The sequence below is a fragment of the Streptomyces sp. NPDC007917 genome, from assembly GCF_042959105.1.
Lineage (GTDB): Bacteria > Actinomycetota > Actinomycetes > Streptomycetales > Streptomycetaceae > Streptomyces.
The window spans coordinates 136,943-153,887 of record NZ_JBIBKK010000024.1 but is presented as its reverse complement, the minus strand read 5'-3'; the positions used below and the strand labels follow the sequence as shown (position 1 = coordinate 153,887).

At 70.6% G+C, this 16,945-nt stretch carries 16 protein-coding genes and 4 pseudogenes; 11 read left to right on the top strand and 9 right to left on the bottom strand.

The annotated features are described in order from the left end of the window. Both ACFZDL_RS35500 and ACFZDL_RS35495 read right to left on the bottom strand, forming a co-directional pair. A partial coding sequence (locus ACFZDL_RS35500) for a pyridoxamine 5'-phosphate oxidase family protein (protein ID WP_353595393.1) occupies window positions 1–302 on the bottom strand: 302 nt, incomplete at its 3' end. A 394-nt stretch (window positions 303–696) separates the two neighbouring features. Then, the gene (locus ACFZDL_RS35495) at window positions 697–1,029 is read right to left on the bottom strand and encodes a glyoxalase superfamily protein (protein ID WP_353595394.1); all 333 of its coding nucleotides are present in this window, start codon (window positions 1,027–1,029) and stop codon (window positions 697–699) included. A gap of 477 nt (window positions 1,030–1,506) precedes the next feature. Here ACFZDL_RS35495 and ACFZDL_RS35490 point away from each other — a divergent pair. The 8 genes and pseudogenes from ACFZDL_RS35490 to ACFZDL_RS35455 form a co-directional block, all read left to right on the top strand. Beyond that, window positions 1,507–1,641, top strand: a pseudogene (locus tag ACFZDL_RS35490) (fluoride efflux transporter CrcB); the annotation flags it as partial. A gap of 44 nt (window positions 1,642–1,685) precedes the next feature. After that, window positions 1,686–2,864, top strand: coding sequence for an MFS transporter (locus ACFZDL_RS35485; protein WP_353595468.1), 1,179 nt, complete (start codon window positions 1,686–1,688; stop codon window positions 2,862–2,864). Window positions 2,865–3,536: 672 nt separating this feature from the next. Continuing rightward, window positions 3,537–3,737, top strand: coding sequence for an NAD(P)-binding protein (locus ACFZDL_RS35480; protein WP_353595395.1), 201 nt, complete (start codon window positions 3,537–3,539; stop codon window positions 3,735–3,737). Next, window positions 3,667–4,170 (top strand): annotated as a pseudogene (locus ACFZDL_RS35475) (FAD-dependent oxidoreductase); the annotation flags it as partial. The gene ACFZDL_RS35480 and the pseudogene ACFZDL_RS35475, both read left to right, overlap by 71 nt. Before the next feature lie 25 nt (window positions 4,171–4,195). After that, complete coding sequence (locus tag ACFZDL_RS35470) at window positions 4,196–4,642, top strand: FAD-dependent oxidoreductase (protein WP_353595396.1); 447 nt, start codon at window positions 4,196–4,198, stop codon at window positions 4,640–4,642. A gap of 100 nt (window positions 4,643–4,742) precedes the next feature. Next, the gene (locus ACFZDL_RS35465; protein ID WP_353595397.1) at window positions 4,743–5,537 is read left to right on the top strand and encodes a nucleotidyltransferase domain-containing protein; all 795 of its coding nucleotides are present in this window, start codon (window positions 4,743–4,745) and stop codon (window positions 5,535–5,537) included. A gap of 343 nt (window positions 5,538–5,880) precedes the next feature. After that, window positions 5,881–6,414: a DinB family protein gene (locus tag ACFZDL_RS35460; RefSeq protein ID WP_353595398.1), complete on the top strand. Its 534-nt coding sequence runs from the start codon at window positions 5,881–5,883 to the stop codon at window positions 6,412–6,414. Between the two features lie 720 nt (window positions 6,415–7,134). Then, window positions 7,135–8,457 carry an MFS transporter gene (locus tag ACFZDL_RS35455; RefSeq protein WP_353595399.1) on the top strand — a complete coding sequence of 441 codons (1,323 nt, stop codon included), beginning with the start codon at window positions 7,135–7,137 and terminating at the stop codon, window positions 8,455–8,457. Between the two features lie 30 nt (window positions 8,458–8,487). On the opposite strand, the gene ACFZDL_RS35450 is transcribed toward ACFZDL_RS35455, so the two are convergent. Together ACFZDL_RS35450 and ACFZDL_RS35445 are read right to left on the bottom strand one after the other, a co-directional pair. Further along, complete coding sequence (locus tag ACFZDL_RS35450) at window positions 8,488–9,015, bottom strand: MFS transporter (RefSeq protein ID WP_391193348.1); 528 nt, start codon at window positions 9,013–9,015, stop codon at window positions 8,488–8,490. A 33-nt stretch (window positions 9,016–9,048) separates the two neighbouring features. Further along, window positions 9,049–9,315, bottom strand: a complete 267-nt coding sequence (locus ACFZDL_RS35445; protein WP_391193346.1) for a hypothetical protein — start codon at window positions 9,313–9,315, stop codon at window positions 9,049–9,051. A 105-nt stretch (window positions 9,316–9,420) separates the two neighbouring features. On the opposite strand from ACFZDL_RS35445, the gene ACFZDL_RS35440 reads away from it, so the two are divergent. Further along, window positions 9,421–9,903, top strand: a complete 483-nt coding sequence (locus ACFZDL_RS35440) for a nitroreductase family deazaflavin-dependent oxidoreductase (protein WP_353595400.1) — start codon at window positions 9,421–9,423, stop codon at window positions 9,901–9,903. A gap of 144 nt (window positions 9,904–10,047) precedes the next feature. On the opposite strand, the gene ACFZDL_RS35435 is transcribed toward ACFZDL_RS35440, so the two are convergent. Both ACFZDL_RS35435 and ACFZDL_RS35430 read right to left on the bottom strand, forming a co-directional pair. Further along, complete coding sequence (locus ACFZDL_RS35435) at window positions 10,048–11,415, bottom strand: ankyrin repeat domain-containing protein (protein ID WP_353595401.1); 1,368 nt, start codon at window positions 11,413–11,415, stop codon at window positions 10,048–10,050. Window positions 11,416–11,614: 199 nt separating this feature from the next. After that, window positions 11,615–12,498, bottom strand: a pseudogene (locus ACFZDL_RS35430) (LysR family transcriptional regulator); the annotation flags it as partial. On the opposite strand from ACFZDL_RS35430, the pseudogene ACFZDL_RS35425 reads away from it, so the two are divergent. Together ACFZDL_RS35425 and ACFZDL_RS35420 are read left to right on the top strand one after the other, a co-directional pair. Then, a pseudogene (locus ACFZDL_RS35425) lies at window positions 12,444–13,338 on the top strand (NAD(P)H-binding protein). The pseudogenes ACFZDL_RS35430 and ACFZDL_RS35425 sit on opposite strands and share 55 nt — an antisense overlap. Then, window positions 13,328–13,693: a darcynin family protein gene (locus ACFZDL_RS35420; RefSeq protein ID WP_353595402.1), complete on the top strand. Its 366-nt coding sequence runs from the start codon at window positions 13,328–13,330 to the stop codon at window positions 13,691–13,693. Before ACFZDL_RS35425 ends, ACFZDL_RS35420 begins: the two are co-directional and overlap by 11 nt. Before the next feature lie 66 nt (window positions 13,694–13,759). Here the strand turns inward: ACFZDL_RS35420 and ACFZDL_RS35415 are convergent, their stop codons facing one another. The 3 genes from ACFZDL_RS35415 to ACFZDL_RS35405 form a co-directional block, all read right to left on the bottom strand. Next, complete coding sequence (locus tag ACFZDL_RS35415; protein WP_353595403.1) at window positions 13,760–14,647, bottom strand: alpha/beta hydrolase; 888 nt, start codon at window positions 14,645–14,647, stop codon at window positions 13,760–13,762. 509 nt (window positions 14,648–15,156) lie between these two features. Beyond that, window positions 15,157–15,771, bottom strand: a complete 615-nt coding sequence (locus tag ACFZDL_RS35410; protein ID WP_353595404.1) for an FMN reductase — start codon at window positions 15,769–15,771, stop codon at window positions 15,157–15,159. Then, window positions 15,768–16,871 (bottom strand): LLM class flavin-dependent oxidoreductase, encoded by a 1,104-nt coding sequence (locus ACFZDL_RS35405; RefSeq protein ID WP_353595405.1) that lies wholly within the window; start codon window positions 16,869–16,871, stop codon window positions 15,768–15,770. The genes ACFZDL_RS35410 and ACFZDL_RS35405 overlap by 4 nt, the downstream gene beginning before the upstream one ends. Between the last annotated feature and the right edge of the window lie 74 nt (window positions 16,872–16,945).

Here is a 16,945-nt window from a genome sequence, read left to right as displayed (position 1 = left end):
GTGTCCAGACGCTTGTTGCCGGTCGCGTCCGGTATCGCCACCGTCCGTGTGTCCAGGACGGCGACGAACCCGGCGGGGCCGCCGCGCGGGGAAACGTCACAGTTGCCCTCGGCGTCCGCGCTGGCGAACAGGACCAGCGATGAGCATCCGATCAACCGCTTGGTCTGCTCGGTGAGTTCGGTCATCTGCTTGCGTACGGCCGCGTCGCTGGGGAGTCCGTAGGCCCGGCGCAGCGCCTCCTGGTCGGGCACGGCGTCGAGGCGGAGCGAGTCGAAGGCACTGCTGGCAAGGGGTGACGTCATGCCCCCGACCCTAATGGGCCGACCTGCGACTGATCTTGGTCGGCGAGTGCGGGGCCATGCGGATACCCGCGCGAGTTGGTCGCTGAACTCGCCCGGTGTTGGGTGGCGCGCTGTGAGGCCGCGCTTCGGTCGCGCCGGCGTTTGCCGTCTCGTCCGACGCGACCACCGCCGCCAGGGGCGGGTCCAACCATGTGGCGCAGGGGGAGGAGGGGGTCGGCATCGCGGCGGGAACCGCGCATTATTGGGCCACTTACAACACCTTCGCCGACTGCACCGCGGGTGCCCGGCCACACCGGGCACCCCCTTTCCCTCGTCGTCGTCGATCTCGCGGACGCATACTCGCTCAGCCGGCAGCCCAGCTTCCGTGCCGCGCTCCGCGCTCTGCCGGCGAGTGTCATTCCGCCGGCGTTCCGATCCGCAGTCGGTTGCCGTCAGGGTCGCGCAGCTCGATCTCACGCGCCCACGGAGCGTCCTTGGTCTGCACACCGAACTCGGAGGCAATGGCCTCGACATCACGAATGCGGAGGTAGACCAACGTGTCGGGTCGGGCATCGCCCTTGTGCTCCGACAGGAACAACCGCATCCCGCCCCGGGCGACCTCGACGAACGCGGGAAGTCCCGGTTCGAAGCGGTGTTCCCACTGCTTGGCGAAGCCCAGCCGCTCGTACCAAGTGACCGCCACCGCAGCGTCCTCGACGCGCAGAATGGGAATGACTTCTTCGTCCATGGAGTCATCGTCGCAGACCGCCCAGGGCGAATGCTGCCTGATGCGGCACTCGATCGGGGGTGCCTGGCTGGTCTGGCGCGGCGTGCGCGAGCACCGCGGCTGGGTCTGGATCGGCGCCGATTGGCGCGTTGATCTGCCTGACCGGCATGGCGGTGATCATGTACGCCCCGCGCGGACACTGACCGGGCACAGCGTGCACCTGGCCTGCCACCAGACACCATAAGGCTCCGGGGCCAGTACTCTGGTGGTCTGCGGCAGCCTGTGTGACTGCCGCGCGGTGGTGGGGCTCGCCGTACCCGAACCGCGGCACCGGTGCCGCCAACAGTCCCTACTTGTGACCAGACGCGTCCGCATGCCCGGGCGCCGCACGAGTAGGAGACGGAGACGCGACCGCTGATGACAGCTCCACGCGACCGGGCCGTCGAGCCCGTCGATCCGGACATCGATCTGCCGGTGCCGGCCCAGCGCCGCGAGCTGTTCTCCTATGAGACGCGGCGCCTGGCCGAGGGCGGGGCGCGGTTCTGCGCCGCGGCCAATGTGATCGCCGGCGTGGTCGCTGGGCGCGGTGCCGCATTCGTCGGCGCGGCCTTCGCGCAGGCGGTGTGGGCATGAAGCCGGGCGCCGGAGCCGAGGCAGAGGTGGGGAGACCGGTGAGGATGCGGCCGTGGCGGTTCGTGGTGTGGTTCGGCACGGTCAGCCTGCTGGCCGACTTCGTCTACGAAGGCGCCCGCTCCATCACCGGCCCCCTGCTCGCCTCACTGGGCGCCTCCTCCCTGATCGTGGGCGTCGTCACCGGCGCCGGTGAGGCAGCGGCGCTCGGTCTGCGGCTGGTCTCCGGCCCGCTGGCGGACCGCACCCGCCGCTTCTGGGGCCTGGCCATCGCCGGCTACACGCTGACGGTGGTCTCCGTGCCGCTCCTCGGCGTGGCCGGGGTGCTGTGGGCGGCCTGCGTGCTGGTGATCGCCGAACGGGTCGGCAAAGCAGTGCGCTCCCCGGCCAAGGACACCCTGCTCTCGCACGCCACCGCGGCCACCGGCCGCGGCCGCGGCTTCGCCGTCCACGAGGCCATGGACCAGATCGGAGCCCTCGTCGGCCCGCTGCTCGTGGCCGGGGTACTCGCGCTCACCGGCGACGACTACGCCCCCGCCCTGGGCGTCCTGGCCGTGCCCGGCGCGGCGGCTCTGGGACTGCTGGTCTGGCTGCGGATCCGCGTCCCTGACCCTGAGGCCTACGAGCGTGAGGCGGTCGCGAAGACGCCGCAGGCCGCACCGCAGGGCCGCCTGCCGACGGCGTTTTGGACGTACGCGGCGTTCACCGCGGCCACCACTGCCGGGTTCGCCACCTTCGGCGTACTCTCCTACCACCTCGTCCAACGCCACCTGCTGACCACTGCCTGGGTACCCGTGCTCTACGCCGGCGCCATGGCCGTGGATGCCGTCGCCGCGCTCGCAACCGGCTGGCTGTACGACCGGCACGGCCCCCAGGTCCTGGTGGTCCTGCCCGTGCTGACCGCCGCCGTCGCGTGCCTGGCATTCACCAACACCGTCGCGCTGGCCGCAGCCGGTTCGCTGGTGTGGGGCGCGGCCATGGGCATCCAGGAATCCACCCTGCGCGCCATGGTGGCCGACCTGGTTCCCTCCGGGCGCCGGGCAACCGCCTACGGCGTCTTCGCCGGCGTCGTCGGCGCCGCTAGCCTCGCGGGCGGTGCGCTGACCGGAGGCCTGTACGGTTACTCCATCCCCGTGCTGATCACCGTGGTCGTAATGATCCAGGTCCTCGCCCTGGCTCTCCTGGCCGTCACCGCCACCCGGCGCACCAGGGCCGGGACGGGGTGAGGTGGGCTGTCCATTGCCCCCAGTTCTGGACCGCCGACCACGACGCCGTCATCGAGGCTGCCCAACACCTGCGGAAGCAGGTCGAGCAGCCGGGGGTTGCGGTGTGGAGTGGCGGAATGCCGTGGACCGGGCGGAGGAGACCACGCGCCTGCCCAGCCTGTCCCGGGCTCCTGGGACTACCGGGCCACCCACGGCGTCCTCGCGGTCACGCCGGCCGTCGCCCATCGCCAGCGAGCGCCGGTCCACGGGACGGGGCCGGCTGCTGAGGAGGGGGAGTGGCTGACTCGTTCCTGTCCGTCCGGTCCGCCGGCCGCTAGCGGGGTCGGAATGGCTCGCGGGATTGGGCGCCTCGGTGAGCAGTTTCTGCGGCGGAGCAGCAGGCCGGCGCCGTCGACGGTCAGGTCGGCTTCGGCGTCCGGTTCGACGCGGCCCCGTTCGGTTGCGCGGGCGTGACGACCTTCAACGCCGTCCGCAAGGCCGGCGCGCGCGAGGGCAGTCGCGTCGCCGTGTTCGGGCTCGGCGGCCTGGGGCACCTCGCCGTCCAGTTCGCGGCGAAGCTCGGTTACGAGACCCCCGCTTCGATGCCACCGGCTCGGCAACGTCCCAGAAGCCGGACGCCGAAACACCACCGACGACAGCGGGGGTTCGGCCTGATCAAAAAGGAAGCCACACATGTCCCACCAGGACAGCCACAACGCGATCGTGGTCGGCGCCGGCGCCTCCGGACTGGCCGCGGCCACCGCTCTGCACACCGCAGGCCGCGACACCCTCTGCCTGGAGGCCCGCGACCGCGTCGGGGCGCCTGCTCTCCGCCCCCACATCGCACCCCGAGCGGGCCCTCGACCTGGGAGCCACCTGGTTCTGGGACGGTGAGGAGCGCGTACGGAACCTGGCTGCACACAGCGGCATCGAGACCTTCGACCAGCACCTCGCCGGCGACACCATCCTCCAGGACACCGCCGGCACACGCCGCTTCGCCGGCAACCTGATCGACGCCCCCTCCCGCCGTTTCGCCAGCGGAGCCCAGAGCCTCGCCACCGCCCTCGCCGCCTCGCTGTCCGCCGAGTCCCTGCGGCTGAACACGCCCGTCACCGCCATCCGCCCAATCGGTCAGGGCGGCCTTGCCGTGCTCACCCCGGGCGGAACCCTGCACGCCGAGCACGTCATCCTGGCCATCCCCCCGGCACTGGCGCTGGAGCGCATCGACTTCGGCGACACACTTCCCGCCGACCTCGTACGCCTCGCCCGGTCCACTCCGGTCTGGATGGGGGCCGTCGTCAAGGTCGTCGCCCACTACCCGGCAGCGTTCTGGCGGGAGGAGGGGCTGGCCGGTGCGGCGTTCAGCAGGACCTGGCCCGCTCCAGGAGATCCACGACATGTCGGGGCCCGACGGGCGGCCCGCCGCACTCTTCGGATTCGCGCACGCCCACACCGTCGGCCCCGGATTCGACATGACAGTCACAGCACAGCTCGCGCGGCTCTTCGGACCGGCCGCGGCTACCCCCGACGTTCTGCACGTGCAGAACTGGAGCACCGAGCAGTGGACTTCCCCGTCCACCGTGCGGCACCTCGCCGACTACTCGCTCTTCGGCCACCCCCTCTACCAGCAGCCGGCACTGGACGGCCGCCTGCACTGGGCGTCCACCGAGACGGCGACCGACCACGCCGGACACATCGAAGGCGCCCTCGCCGCCGGAGAGCGAGCAGCACAGGCCGTACTGGCGGCACCCGGCGTCCCGAACAGCCGCGGCATCACCATCCCCACCACAAGCCGCTAGGGATGCTTGGGCAAAGGGCCGCTTGGAGAAATTCGGGTTGCGATTCCCGGCCGGCCGAGTGTTACGTTGATCTGCTTTGCTCCGATCGGAAGGAAAGCAGATGGACATCCCCTCCTTGCACAGCCGGTTCCTTAGCGACGCGCTTCCTCGGATCCGGCAGGATGCGCGCGTGGCCGGCGTGGCGATCACCGGGTCCATGGCGGGAGGCCGCCCCGATGTCTACTCGGACGTCGACCTGATCCTGGTCATCGATGACGAGGCGTACGACGCGGTCATGCGGGAACGGCTCGTGCTGATCGGCTCCTGGACCTCCCTGGTGGCCGGATTCACCGGGGAGCATGTCGGCGAGCCGCGCCTGATCATCACGCTCGTCGGGCCGCCTCTCCTGCACGTCGACTTCAAGTTCGTCCGGGCCTCCGACTTCGCCGAGCGGACCGAGGACCCGGAGATCCTGTGGGACCGGGACGGCCTCCTGACCGGCGCCCTCGCCCAGCAGCCGCCGGTCACTCCGGCGTTCGACCTCCAGTGGATCGAGGACCGGTTCTGGATCTGGGTGCACTACGGCGCGACGAAGCTCGGCCGCGGAGAACTGTTCGAGACCATCAGCTTCCTCACCTACCTGCGCGAGACCGTGCTCGGCCCCCTGGCCGCCCGCCGGGTGGGCGAGATCCCCCGCGGTGTACGCCACCTGGAGACCATCGCGCCTGAAGAGGCGCGCAGCCTTCAGGCAACGCTGTGCGGCTACGACCGCCACGAAGCCGGACGGGCGCTCCTCGCCACCGTCGATCTCTACCGCCGATGGTCCGGTGCCGGTGGAGCGATCGTTGAACGGCGCCACCACGCCGAGAAGCTCGCCATGCAGTACCTCCACGACGTCATCGATCAAGGCTGCTGACTGAAGGGGGCTGGGTCCAAAACCGTGGGGACAGGGCCCGCGTGCTCCGGCAGACGCCCACTGGCATGAGCCATACAAGGCGCTGATGCGGGCATTCGGCTCCGTCCCCTACCAGCCTGCGATCCCGATCTCTAGATTGGCGGCGGTGCGACGGCGTCAGCCGCACCACCTCGGACATTCGGGAGCAGGACATCGCGATGGCTCATCGGCAGGCCGTCCAGCAGCCACCATCGAGCTGTCCCTTCCCGCCGTCTCCCGTCGGCCGGCAGCAGCGGTCCGTCGTGGGATGGCTCGGACAGCGCCTTCATGGCCTCACCCCCACCGGTTACCTCGAGGAGGAGTCATGTACGAGCTGGAAGCGCTGCTGCGTGAGTACGACCGTGCCCGCGGCTACACCGACGAGCTGTGGAAGGACCTGACCCCGGACGAGGTGATCTGGCGTCCGCGCGAGGACTTCAGCGCCATCGGATGGCACCTCGGCCACCAGGCCCACGTGGCCCACTTCATGATCCGCAATCTCACCGCGGCCGAGCCCAGTCCCGATCCCGCTCTGGACTCCCTGATGGACTCCGCGTTGCCGGAACACTTCCGGGGCGCGCTGCCGACGGTGCGGCGGCTCACCGCCTTCAGGGAAACCGTCGCCGAGCGGGTGCACGCCCGCATCGGTGACATCGCCGCCGGGAAGGTGAGCGCCCCCACGCAGATGACCATCGTCGGGACACATCTGCTGACCGCGCTCATCAATCATGAGTACCAGCACGACCAGTGGATCGGCGAAGTCCGCTCCGAGCACCTCGGGCATGCACTGCCCACCGACCCGGACTCCGACCATGTCCGCCGTATCGACGGCTACCTCGTCCTGCACCCCTACGCGTGACGCGCGGAGTACGGCCGGCCTGGCCGTGACCAGGTGTGACCTGAGGTGATGTCATTTTGCGCTGCCGACGCCGCCCCTCCCCGGCGCGGCCGCGTCGAGTCAGGGGCTGCGGCCGACCCGCCGGCGGGTGCACCCCACACGGTCGGGACTCTCCCCGCCGACAGCGTCGGCTGTGCTTGACCGGTTGCGGATGTAGGCCGCGCGCCGCGTACTCCCGGGCTCTGCGCGCCGCCCGCATGTGACCGGTCGCGGGCTGCTCACACCTGATCCGGGCCGCCGTGCGCCGACCACAGGCGAAGCCGCCCGCCCCGCCGATGCCGTCCGCTCGTCCACACCTCGTTCTCCCGGCACAAGGTTGCTCTCATGCCGTCCTCTTCTTCCCCGCCCCACGTGTCCGCCGACGCAGCCGCACGCTCGCCGCGGCGGCGGCCGGGCTGACCGCTGTCGTCGCGTGGGTCCTGGCTTTCACCGTCGACGACGAATCGTCCGGCGGCGCGTCGCGGAACTCAGCCACGGCCGTCACCGACACGCCCGACGCCCAGGCCAGGGCTCTGCTCGCCCTGGCCCGCCGGGACGGCCCACGGACGGGCTCCCGCCCCGAGGAACCGCGCACTCACGGTGCCGACCTGTCGGTTCGGCGTCCGCCCAGCCATGAGAGGCCGTCCGTGGGCCGCCTTTGTCGGCCGCAACCAGTTGACATCCCAGAAGGAGTGCCGGCACGTGACCGCATCACAGGACGTACGCGCGGTGCCATGGCAGGCCGAGGCACGGGTCCGCGCCGCGCAGCAGCGTACGGTCCGGACGCTGGCCGCAGCACAGATCGTCGGCGGGGTGGGTGTCGGCGTATCGGTGTCGATCGGTTCGTTGCTGGCCGAGTCAGTCGCCCAGAGTGGGACCTACGCCGGATTGGCTCGCACGGCCACGACGGCGGGCGCGGCCGCGGTCGGTGTGCCTCTTGCCCTCCTCGCGCAGCGGCGAGGGCGCCGGTCTTCCCTGAGCGCCGGATGGCTCGCGGCCGCCGTCGGCGGAGCCCTGCTCGTGGGCTCGGCGGTGAGCCGGTCAATACCCCTGCTCATAGTGGGGATGCTGCTCTTCGGCATCGGAAGCGCGACGAGCCAGCAGAGCCGCTACGCGGCCGCCGACCTGGCCGCGCCGCACCACCGGGCCCGGGCTCTGTCCCTCGTGGTGTGGTCGACGACCATCGGTTCGGTGATCGGGCCCAACCTCGCCGATCCCGGTGCCGGCGTGGCATCGGTTCTGCACCTCCCTCGGCTGGCCGGCGCGTTCGTCCTGGCCACCGTCTGCATGGCGCTGGCATCGGTACTGCTGTGGGGCCTGCTCCGCCCTGACCCGCTCCTGCTGGCCCGGCAGCACCAGGACGCCGAAGGACAACCGGAAAGCGGCACGAGTTCCGAGGCGTCACATGTCGAGGCCACGAAAGAGGCGGGGGAGTCGCAGACCGGCACGCTGCGAGCGGGCCTGCGTCATCTTCGCTACGCCCCGCGGGCGGCCTTCGCCTTCGTGACCATGGTCGTGGCCCACACGGTCATGGGGGCCATCATGACGATGACTCCGGTCAGCATGTCCGAGGACGGCGCGAACCTCACCATCGTCGGCTTCACCATAAGCGGCCATCTGCTGGGCATGTACGCGTTCTCGCCCGTCGTCGGCTGGCTCGCCGACCGGATCGGTCATCTGCCCACCGCGGTGGCCGGACAGGCCATCTTCATCGCGTCCGCGCTGCTGTCGGGCCTGAGCCACGGCTTGGTCGGCATGATGATGGCCGGACTGTTCCTCCTGGGCCTGGGCTGGTCGTTCAGCCTGGTGGCCGGCTCAGCGATGCTCAGCGAGGCAACTCCCGCGGCTCTGCGGCCCGGAGTGCAGGGGACCACGGACACTGCGATGAACGTCGTCGCAGCAGTGGGCGCGGGCCTGGCCGGGCCCCTCATGGACTGGATCGGCTTCGGCGGGCTGAACGCCGTCGCGGCGGCCTTCGTCCTGCCCGTGATCGTCTTCTGGCCCTTCCTTGTTCGGACACGTTGAGCGGTGCTCGCGCGGTCGCTTCCGTCGGCCTCACCCCGGAACGCCGTCGCTGACCTCGTCGCGGGCCGCGGGCGCCGCGGCCTTCCGCCGGCCGTCGGCGGGCCTGGCGCCGCGCAGGCCGAGAGCGGCGACCGCCGCCCCCAGGAGCACCATGACCACCGGGACGACGAGCGCGGTGCGGTAGGCGTCCAGCACCGCGCCCGGTGAGCCATCGGCGCCGGCCGCGGCGATCCCGTACCCGGCGGTCACCCCGGAGATCCCGACCGCCGAGCCGAACTGGGTGAAGGTGTACAGCAGTCCGCCGGCCAGGCCCTGCTCCTCCTTGGCCACGCTGTCGGTCGCCGCGATGGTGAGCGGACCGTAGGCGAGGGCGAAGGCGGTGCCCGCGATGATCAGGCTCGGGAACATCGCCGCGTATGGCCAGTCCGTCTCGACGGGCAGGAAGAGCCCGTAGGCCACGATCGCCAGCAGGAAGCCGCCGAAGATCACCCGGCTGTTGCCGTAGCGATTCACCAGGCGCGGGGTGAGGGTGGGCGCCAGCACGGCGTCGCAGCCCATGACGATCAGCGCGATCGCGGTCTGCAGGGAGGATCAGCCGCGCAGCTCCTGCAGGTAGAGCGTGACGATGAACTGGAAGCCGAAGAACGCGCCGAGAAAGAGCGGCGCGGCGAGGTCGGCCCGCACCATCACGGCCTTGGGGAAGATTTCCGGCCGGACGAGCGGCGCTTGGGCGCGCCGTTCGATCACGATGAACGCCGCCACCAGCGCCAGCCCGGCGGCGAGCGAGCCGAGGGTCAGCCCGAGCCCCCGGCTCTCTGAGGAGACACAAAGCCGGGTGCGGCACCGGGACCTTGCCATCTCACGTGAAGTTGTCGGCGGAGCGGGAACGGCGGTCTCCCTTCGCGCGATGTTTGTGTTGGACTGTCTCCGACATAATCCGTACACGACAATGGGGTGAACGCGGTGCCTCTTCAGGGCGAGTACGAACCGAGTCCGGCGCAGTGGGTGCGCGAACAGGTCGAGCTGTATGAGAGTTCGGGTGGCACACAGGGCACAACGCTCTGGGATACGGGCCTGCCGGTCGTCATTGTCACGATGCGCGGCGCGAAGAGCGGCAAGATCCGCAAGATTCCGCTGATGCGTGTGGAGCACGAGGGGCGGTACGCGGCGGTGGCCTCGAAGGGCGGCTTCCCGCGCCACCCGGTCTGGTACTTCAACCTCAGGGCCGACCCGCGGGTGGATCTCCAAGACGGTCCCAAACGCCAGGGCATGCTGGCCCGTGAGCTCACCGGGGACGAGAGGGACCAGTGGTGGCAGCGCGCGGTCGCCGCGTATCCGCCGTACGCCGAATACCAGGAGAAGACCCACCGCGTGATCCCAGTCTTCGTACTCGAACCCGAGCACCTGGCCGGGCCGGCGAAGGCCCCGGCGCCGACGAGGAACTGAGCTTCGGGCGCCACTCGCTCGGGCCGGCGAGGCGCCGCGCGGCTGGGGACAGGAGCCCGGCGCCGGCCCGGTGAGTGGCTGACGGAGTATCGGCCGCCGGACCCGGCCGAAGCCTTCCCACAGATATCGCGGCCCCTGACCGGGTCAGGCTGCCCCCGCCCGTGTGAGCACCTCGGCGATCTCGTCGCGGCCCTTCTCCCGGGCGATGCCGAGCGGCGTGTCGCTGTCGACCTTGAGCCCGGACGGATCGGCGATCCGGGCGTTGACGTCGGCCCCGGCGGCGATGAGCGTCTCGATGACGCCGGTCCCGGCTTCCCGCCACACCGCGTAGTGCAGGGGCGTCGCGCCCGCCGTCGTGCACGGGTCGGGATCGCCGGCGTGATCGAGCATCAGCCGGAGTGCCTCCTGGTGGCTGTCGCCCGCGGCGGCGTGCAGGGCGGACATGCCTTTGATCCCGAACAGGTCCTTGTGCGCGGTGCGCCGCGCCGGGTCCGCGCCGGCGTCGAGCAGCGCAGCGACGAACTCCGGCGCGTCGACCGCCACCAGCAGCGGCGTCAGGCCGAGCCGGTCCTCGGCCTCGACGTCCGCGCCGGCGTCGATGAGGCAGCGCAGGATCTCCAGCCGCTCGGCGACCGGCCGCTCGCGCTCGTAGCTGAACCGGCTCTCGACCACGACGTGCAGCGGCGTCTTGCCCATGCGGTCGGTCGCCCGTGGGTCGGCACCGGCGTCGAGCAGCGCCCGCACCACCTCCGCCGAGGGGCCGGGCCGGTCGGTGCGGAACGGTCCTCTGGCGGCCATCCAGAGCGGTGTCACACCGCGCTCGATCCGCTCCATCCCGAAGTCGGCGGGGTGCAGGCCGAGTTCCGTCAGGAGGCTGTCGTGGCCGGTCCGCGCGCCGGTGTCGGCGCCCGCGGCCAGCAGCGTCCGCACCGTCTCGGCCGAGCCCGACGCCACCGCGAAGTGCAACGGGGTCATCGCCGAGCGGTCGTCCTCGGCCGGTCCCAGCGGGGCACCCGCGGCGATCGCGGCGGCCACGGTCTCCAGCTCCCCGTAAGCACAGGCGTTGGCCAGCCTGGCGGAGTCCGGCGGCGCGTAGACGGTCAGCTCGGCCAGCATCCGCGACAACCGCCGCGGACAACCGAAGGCGTCCCCCGCGTCGGACCCGTCGTGGTCGACCCGGTACACGCTGGGATCGCCGGGCTGCGGATCGTCGAGGTCGACGACCCAGTAGTACTGCGTCGACTCGTTGAACCCGATCACGAAGCACGGCCGGTCCACTCCGAACGGATCGCCCCCGCTGACCCCCTGCGGAAAGCTCACCCGGTCGCCGTCCTCGGCGGTGACCAGCAACGTACGCGGCGGCCACGTGATCGCCATCAGCGTCTCGATCTCCGGCGGCAGCGGCCTGGGCGCATCGGTCCAGTGCACGCCCGCGTCGATCGTCCCGGGTATGGTCCCGCCGAGCCGCTCGATCTGACGCAGCACCTCAGTGTGCACACCTTCGCTTCGCATCGGGTCAAGTTAGCAGCAGATCACTCGATCAAGGCCGCGAAGGCTCAGCGCATGGTCTTCGGCTCCTACCTGCACCGCCTGGCCGTCGCGAACAACCGTCCCGCAGGCGTCCTCGCCCGACTGCTGGGACCCCTTCCACCGGAGTTCTCCCGGTTCAGCAACACCACAGCCACGCCGTGGGCTATTCCTCCCGGGCCGGACGGAGTACCCGGCGCACGGCGCCACGCAGCCACTGGTGGGCCCCGTCGGCGCTGTGACGCGGGTGCCAGGCCATGCCGATCGTCAGTGGTGGCAGCGGCAGCGGGATTTCCAGCAGGCGCAGTCCCAGCGCGTGCGCCGCGTCGCTGAGTGGTGAAGGGGGCTCGCCCGGCAGCGCGGTCGGCACCAGGCAGACCACGTCGCCGACCGCGGCCAGCGCCATCGCTGCCAGATGTCCGGGCAGGACGGCGCTGACCTGCCGGCTGAGCCCTTGCTCGGCCAGGGCCGCGTCCAGCGGGCCGGTGAAGCGTCCCCGGCGGCTGACCGCCACGTGCTCGGCCGCGGCCAGCCTCGCAGCCGTCAGGGTTCCTTCGGCGAGCGGGTGCCCAGCCCTGACGCCGACGGCCATCCGCAGCGTGACCAGCTCTTCGACCCGGGTCTCCGGGTCGACGTGGTCGATGGCCCCGATCTCCTGGTCGATCCGGCCCTCGCGCAGCGCGGGGCCCGCCTCCCACTCCTCGGCCAGTATCCGCAGTGAGACGCCCGGCGCCCGGCGCCGGGCCAGCCCGAGCAGACCAGGCGCCAGTGCCGCGCCGACCAGGTCAGCGGCCTGGACGGTGAAGGTGCGCCGCAGTGCCGCGGGGTCGATCCCGCCGCTCGGGGTGAGCAACGCCTCCAGCCGGCGCACTACCCCGGCGGCCTCGTCCCGCAGCGCCTCGGCGCGGGGTGTGGGCACCATCGCCTGTCCGGCCCGCACCAGTAGCGGATCCTGGAGCACCCGGCGCAGCCGGGCCAGGGTGCGGCTCATCGCCGCGGGGAGGTGCGCAGCCGTGCGGCGGCACGGCCGACGGCTGCTGTCACTGCTGGTCGAGGCCGCGCCCGCACGCGGAGAGGAGTTGCGCGTCGTGGTCCGCGATCCTGCCCGGCTCCCCGAGGCCGTGCGCGAACGGGTCGAGGTGGTCACCGGCTCGCACGGCGACGCCGCGACCGTCGAGTGCGCCTTCACCGGGGCCGACGCCGTTGTCTGCTGGTGCCGCCGGACGCCTCGGCCACGCCCGACGAGGCGTACAGCGGCTTCACCCGCCCGGCCGCGCGGGCGTTCGCCGCCCATGGCGTCGGCCATGTCGTCGGCGTCTCGGCGCTCGGCCGCGGCACCCCGCAGGCCGCCCAGGCCGGGCTGGTCACCGCCTCCCTGGCCATGGACGACCTGATCGCCGACTCCGGCGTCGCCTACCGCGCCTGGCCAACCCGTCCTTCTTCGAGAACCTGCTGGAGGAGGCCGACTCGATCCGCGACAACGGTGTCTTCACCGACACCGTCGCCGCGGACCGTCCGGCCCCGCTGGTGGCCGTCGCCGACATCGCCGCGACGGCGGCCGGGTTGCTGCTGGACCGCTCCTGGACCGGCGTCGGCAGTGTTCCGGTGCTCGGTCCACAGGACCTGTCTCCCAACGACCTGGCCCGCATCATGACCGAGGAGCTGGGCCGTCCGGTCCGCTACCGGCGCCAGCCGCTCGACGAGCTGCGGTCCACCCTGCTCTGCTACGGCCTGGGCGAGGCGTTCGTCGAGGGAATGGTCGACATGAAGCGCGCCAAGGACCAGGGCCTGGACTCGGGTGTCGAGCGCTCGCCGCAGGCGGGCCAGGCCACCGGATTCGCGCAGTGGTGCGCACAGACCCTCAAGCCCGCCGTCCTCGCCACGCCGGAGGCAGTCGATGCCCACTGACCGAACCGCGCCGCCGGTCACCGCGTTCATGCTGGTCAAGACCACGCCCGAGTGGCTGGCGATGACTGTGGCCGAACGCGTCCAGGCCTTCACCACCCAAGTCGTCCCGGTGATCGAGGCCCGCACCCGCGGCGTCTGCTCCCGCTTCTACGATACGGAGTTCTACTCGGCGCGGGTCACCGACATCTGGGTCTGGGAGGCGGACGACCATGACGCCTACCGGCTGCTGATCGACGCGTTGCGCGAGACCCCCTTCTGGGACCGCTACTTCGAGGTTGTGGACCTACTCGTGGGCGCCGAGAACGGCTACGCCCGCACCTACGGCCTGGAGCCGGTGGCCACCCTCGCCACCTGAGGTCCGTGTGGAGATCGATCAACAATCAAGCCGAAGCCACCGGCCGACGCGCCGGTGGCTTCGGGATCAGGCCCAGCGCTTCAGGAACTCGGTCGCTGCGGAGCCGACCTCCGCGGGATGCGAGGCACTCAGGAAGTGCTGCCCGCCCTCAATGATCTCCAGGCGCGCCTCGGGGGAGCGGGTGAACATCCGGATCTCCTCCTGGGCGTTCGGCACGGAATACACCTGGTCCGCGGTACCGTGCAGCCACAGGACGGGGCAGCGGACCTCGTCGAGCCTGCCGTGGAGCCCGTCGCGGTCCCGCAGGTTCACCGTGCTGAGGCGCAGACGGTGGCGTCCGGCGTCACCGGTGTAGTTTGCGCGGTAGACGGTGAGCCAGAACTCGCGTTCCTCGGCTGAGACGCCGCCCAGGGACGTGGCGAAGACGGCGTCTACGACCTCGTCCGGCACGACCCAGTCCTCGCCGACCGGGTCGGCGAGGGCGTCGACGAGCGGCGTGTTGGACTCTATCCCGTCCCAGCACCCCAGGTCGCGGCTGCGCGGGCTCTCGAAGTCCATGGACGTGCCGAGCGGGATGAGTCCCCTCACGACGTCCGGGGCGAGCAGCGCCATGCGGACCGCCACCCAGCCGCCCTGCGAGGTTCCCAGCACGAAGGCCTCGTCGATCCCGAGGGCCTCGAGGGCCTGCAGGTTCGCGACCGCGCTGTCCCAGTAGGTGAAGTGCTGGTAGGTGGCCCGCGTGCGGCCGTGCCCGTAGGGTTCGAGGGCCAGCAGGTTGGCCGCGGACCCGAGCTCCGGGTCGGCGAACTGCGGCCGGTACAACTCGGCTGAGGTGGTGTACGAGTTGATCAGGACCAGCGTCGGGAGTGCGGGGTCGTACGGCGTGCCGAAGGTGTACCCGACGGTCGATCCCCCGAGGTGAGGGATCTCGACGGTCTGTCCGGGCTTGCTCACGGTGTACTCCTCGATTCGTACGCGGGGGTCTTGGAGAACGATGTCGCATGGCCTGTCATGGTCATGTGAATATCCCCTTCGGCGGATGGCTCTGGTCGAGTCCACTGCCATGATGGGTGGATGATCCACATGATGTCGAATAATGGTTCGGCCTCAGCCTGTTCGCATCCTTCGTAGCCGTGCGCGGCACCGGACCGTTGCGGACGACACCCACGAGCGCCAGGTTCTACGACCGCCGATCGAGCTGCCAACGGTCAGCGGCCGCTGCGCGATATCCGCCGGCGTGTGGCATTCGTACGACGACGTCACCGATGTTCAACGCCCGCGTCTTGGACATGGTGGTCGGCCCCGCCTTGAGGCGGTGAGATCCACGGCACCGGGACGGGCTTGTGCACCACGCGGCGGACCTGGGTCTCTTCTCCGCGGCCGCCCAGCTCGTCACCACCGGCCGGCGCCGCATCGGATATGGCGCAGACCCGCCACTGACGACGGGACGCGACGGGACGTGCTCAGTCGAAGCGCAGATCGGAGAGTTGCTTCCTGGGCAGGGTCAGGTCGTCCTCGGGCACGGGATGCGCTGCCCTGGTGGCCAGGGTCGAGGCCATCTCCCGGCCTGCCCGGCGTATGCGTGCGGGCAGGCCTTCCGTGCGCGCGTCGCTGCCGGATCCCCAGTCCTCCGACGCCGCGTACACGCCGGTCGGGAGGACCACGGTCCGCAGGTAGACGAAGAGGGGGCGCAGCGCGTGATCCAGGACAAGAGAATGGCGGGGAGTACCGCCCGTCGCCCCGATCAGGACCGGCTTGCCCGAGAGGGCGCCCGGATCGAACAGATCGAAGAAGGACTTGAACAGCCCGCTGTACGAAGCGCTGAACACCGGTGTCACGGTGACCAGACCATCGGCGCTCGTCACCGCTTCGATCGCGCCGGCCAGCTGTGGTGGGGGAAAACCGGTGACGAGGTTGTTGGCGATGGCGACAGCCAGGGCACGCAACTCGATGACATCGACTTCCGCCTTGTGGCCTTGATCGGCGAGCTCCTCGCGGACTGTGCCGGTGAGACGGTCCGCCAGCAGGCGCGTGGACGAGGGAACGCTCAGACCTGCGGATACAGCGACGAGCTTCATGCGGCGGTCATCCCTTCCGAAGAGATTTCCTGAGCGGAAGCGAGTAGCGATGCGTGGGTCGGCGCCTCCGGTACGTCCGCCGGGCGGCCGACGGCGAACTCCTTGCGCAACACCGGTACGACCTCCTCGCCAAGCATGTCGATCTGCTCCAGCACGGTCTTCAGCGGCAGCCCCGCGTGATCCATGAGGAACAGTTGGCGCTGGTAGTCACCGGCGTACTCACGGAACGACAGCGTCTTCTCGATCACCTGCTGCGGGGAGCCGACCGTCAGCGGGGTCTGGTCGGTGAAGTCCTCCAGTGAGGGCCCATGGCCGTAGACCGGCGCGTTGTCGAAGTACGGCCGGAACTCGCGCATCGCCTCCTGCGAGTTCTTCCGCATGAAGACCTGGCCGCCCAGCCCGACGATCGCCTGCTCGGACGTGCCGTGCCCGTAGTGGGCATAGCGTTCCCGGTACAGCTCGACCATCTGCTTCGTGTGGTCGGCCGGCCAGAAAATATTGTTGTGGAAGAAGCCGTCGCCGAAGTAGGCGGCCAGCTCGGCGATCTCCGGCGAGCGGATCGAGCCGTGCCAGACGAATGGCGGTACGCCGTCCAGCGGCCGTGGGGTGGAGGTGAAGCCCTGCAGCGGGGTGCGGAACTTGCCCTCCCAGTCGACGACGTCCTCGCGCCACAGGCGGTGCAGCAGGGCGTACTTCTCGATGGCGAGATCGATGCCCTGCCGGATGTCCTGGCCGAACCAGGGGTAGACGGGGCCGGTGTTGCCGCGGCCCATCATGAGGTCCACCCGGCCGTCGGCCAGGTGCTGGAGCATCGCGAAGTCCTCGGCGATCTTCACCGGGTCGTTGGTGGTGATCAGGGTGGTCGAGGTGGAGAGGATCAGCTTCTCCGTCTTCGCGGCGACGTACCCGAGCATCGTGGTCGGCGACGACGGCACGAACGGCGGGTTGTGGTGCTCACCGGTCGCGAAGACGTCCAGGCCGACCTCCTCGGCCTTCAGCGCGATGGCGACCATGGCCTTGATGCGCTCGCGCTCGGTCGGTGTCCGGCCGGTGGTGGGGTCCGGTGTGACGTCGCCGACGCTGAAGATCCCGAACTGCAAGGTTCCTCCGGTTATCAGGTGTTTGAGTAGTTCTCGAATGGTAGGAAACCCCGCATGGACAGGATGACTGAGCG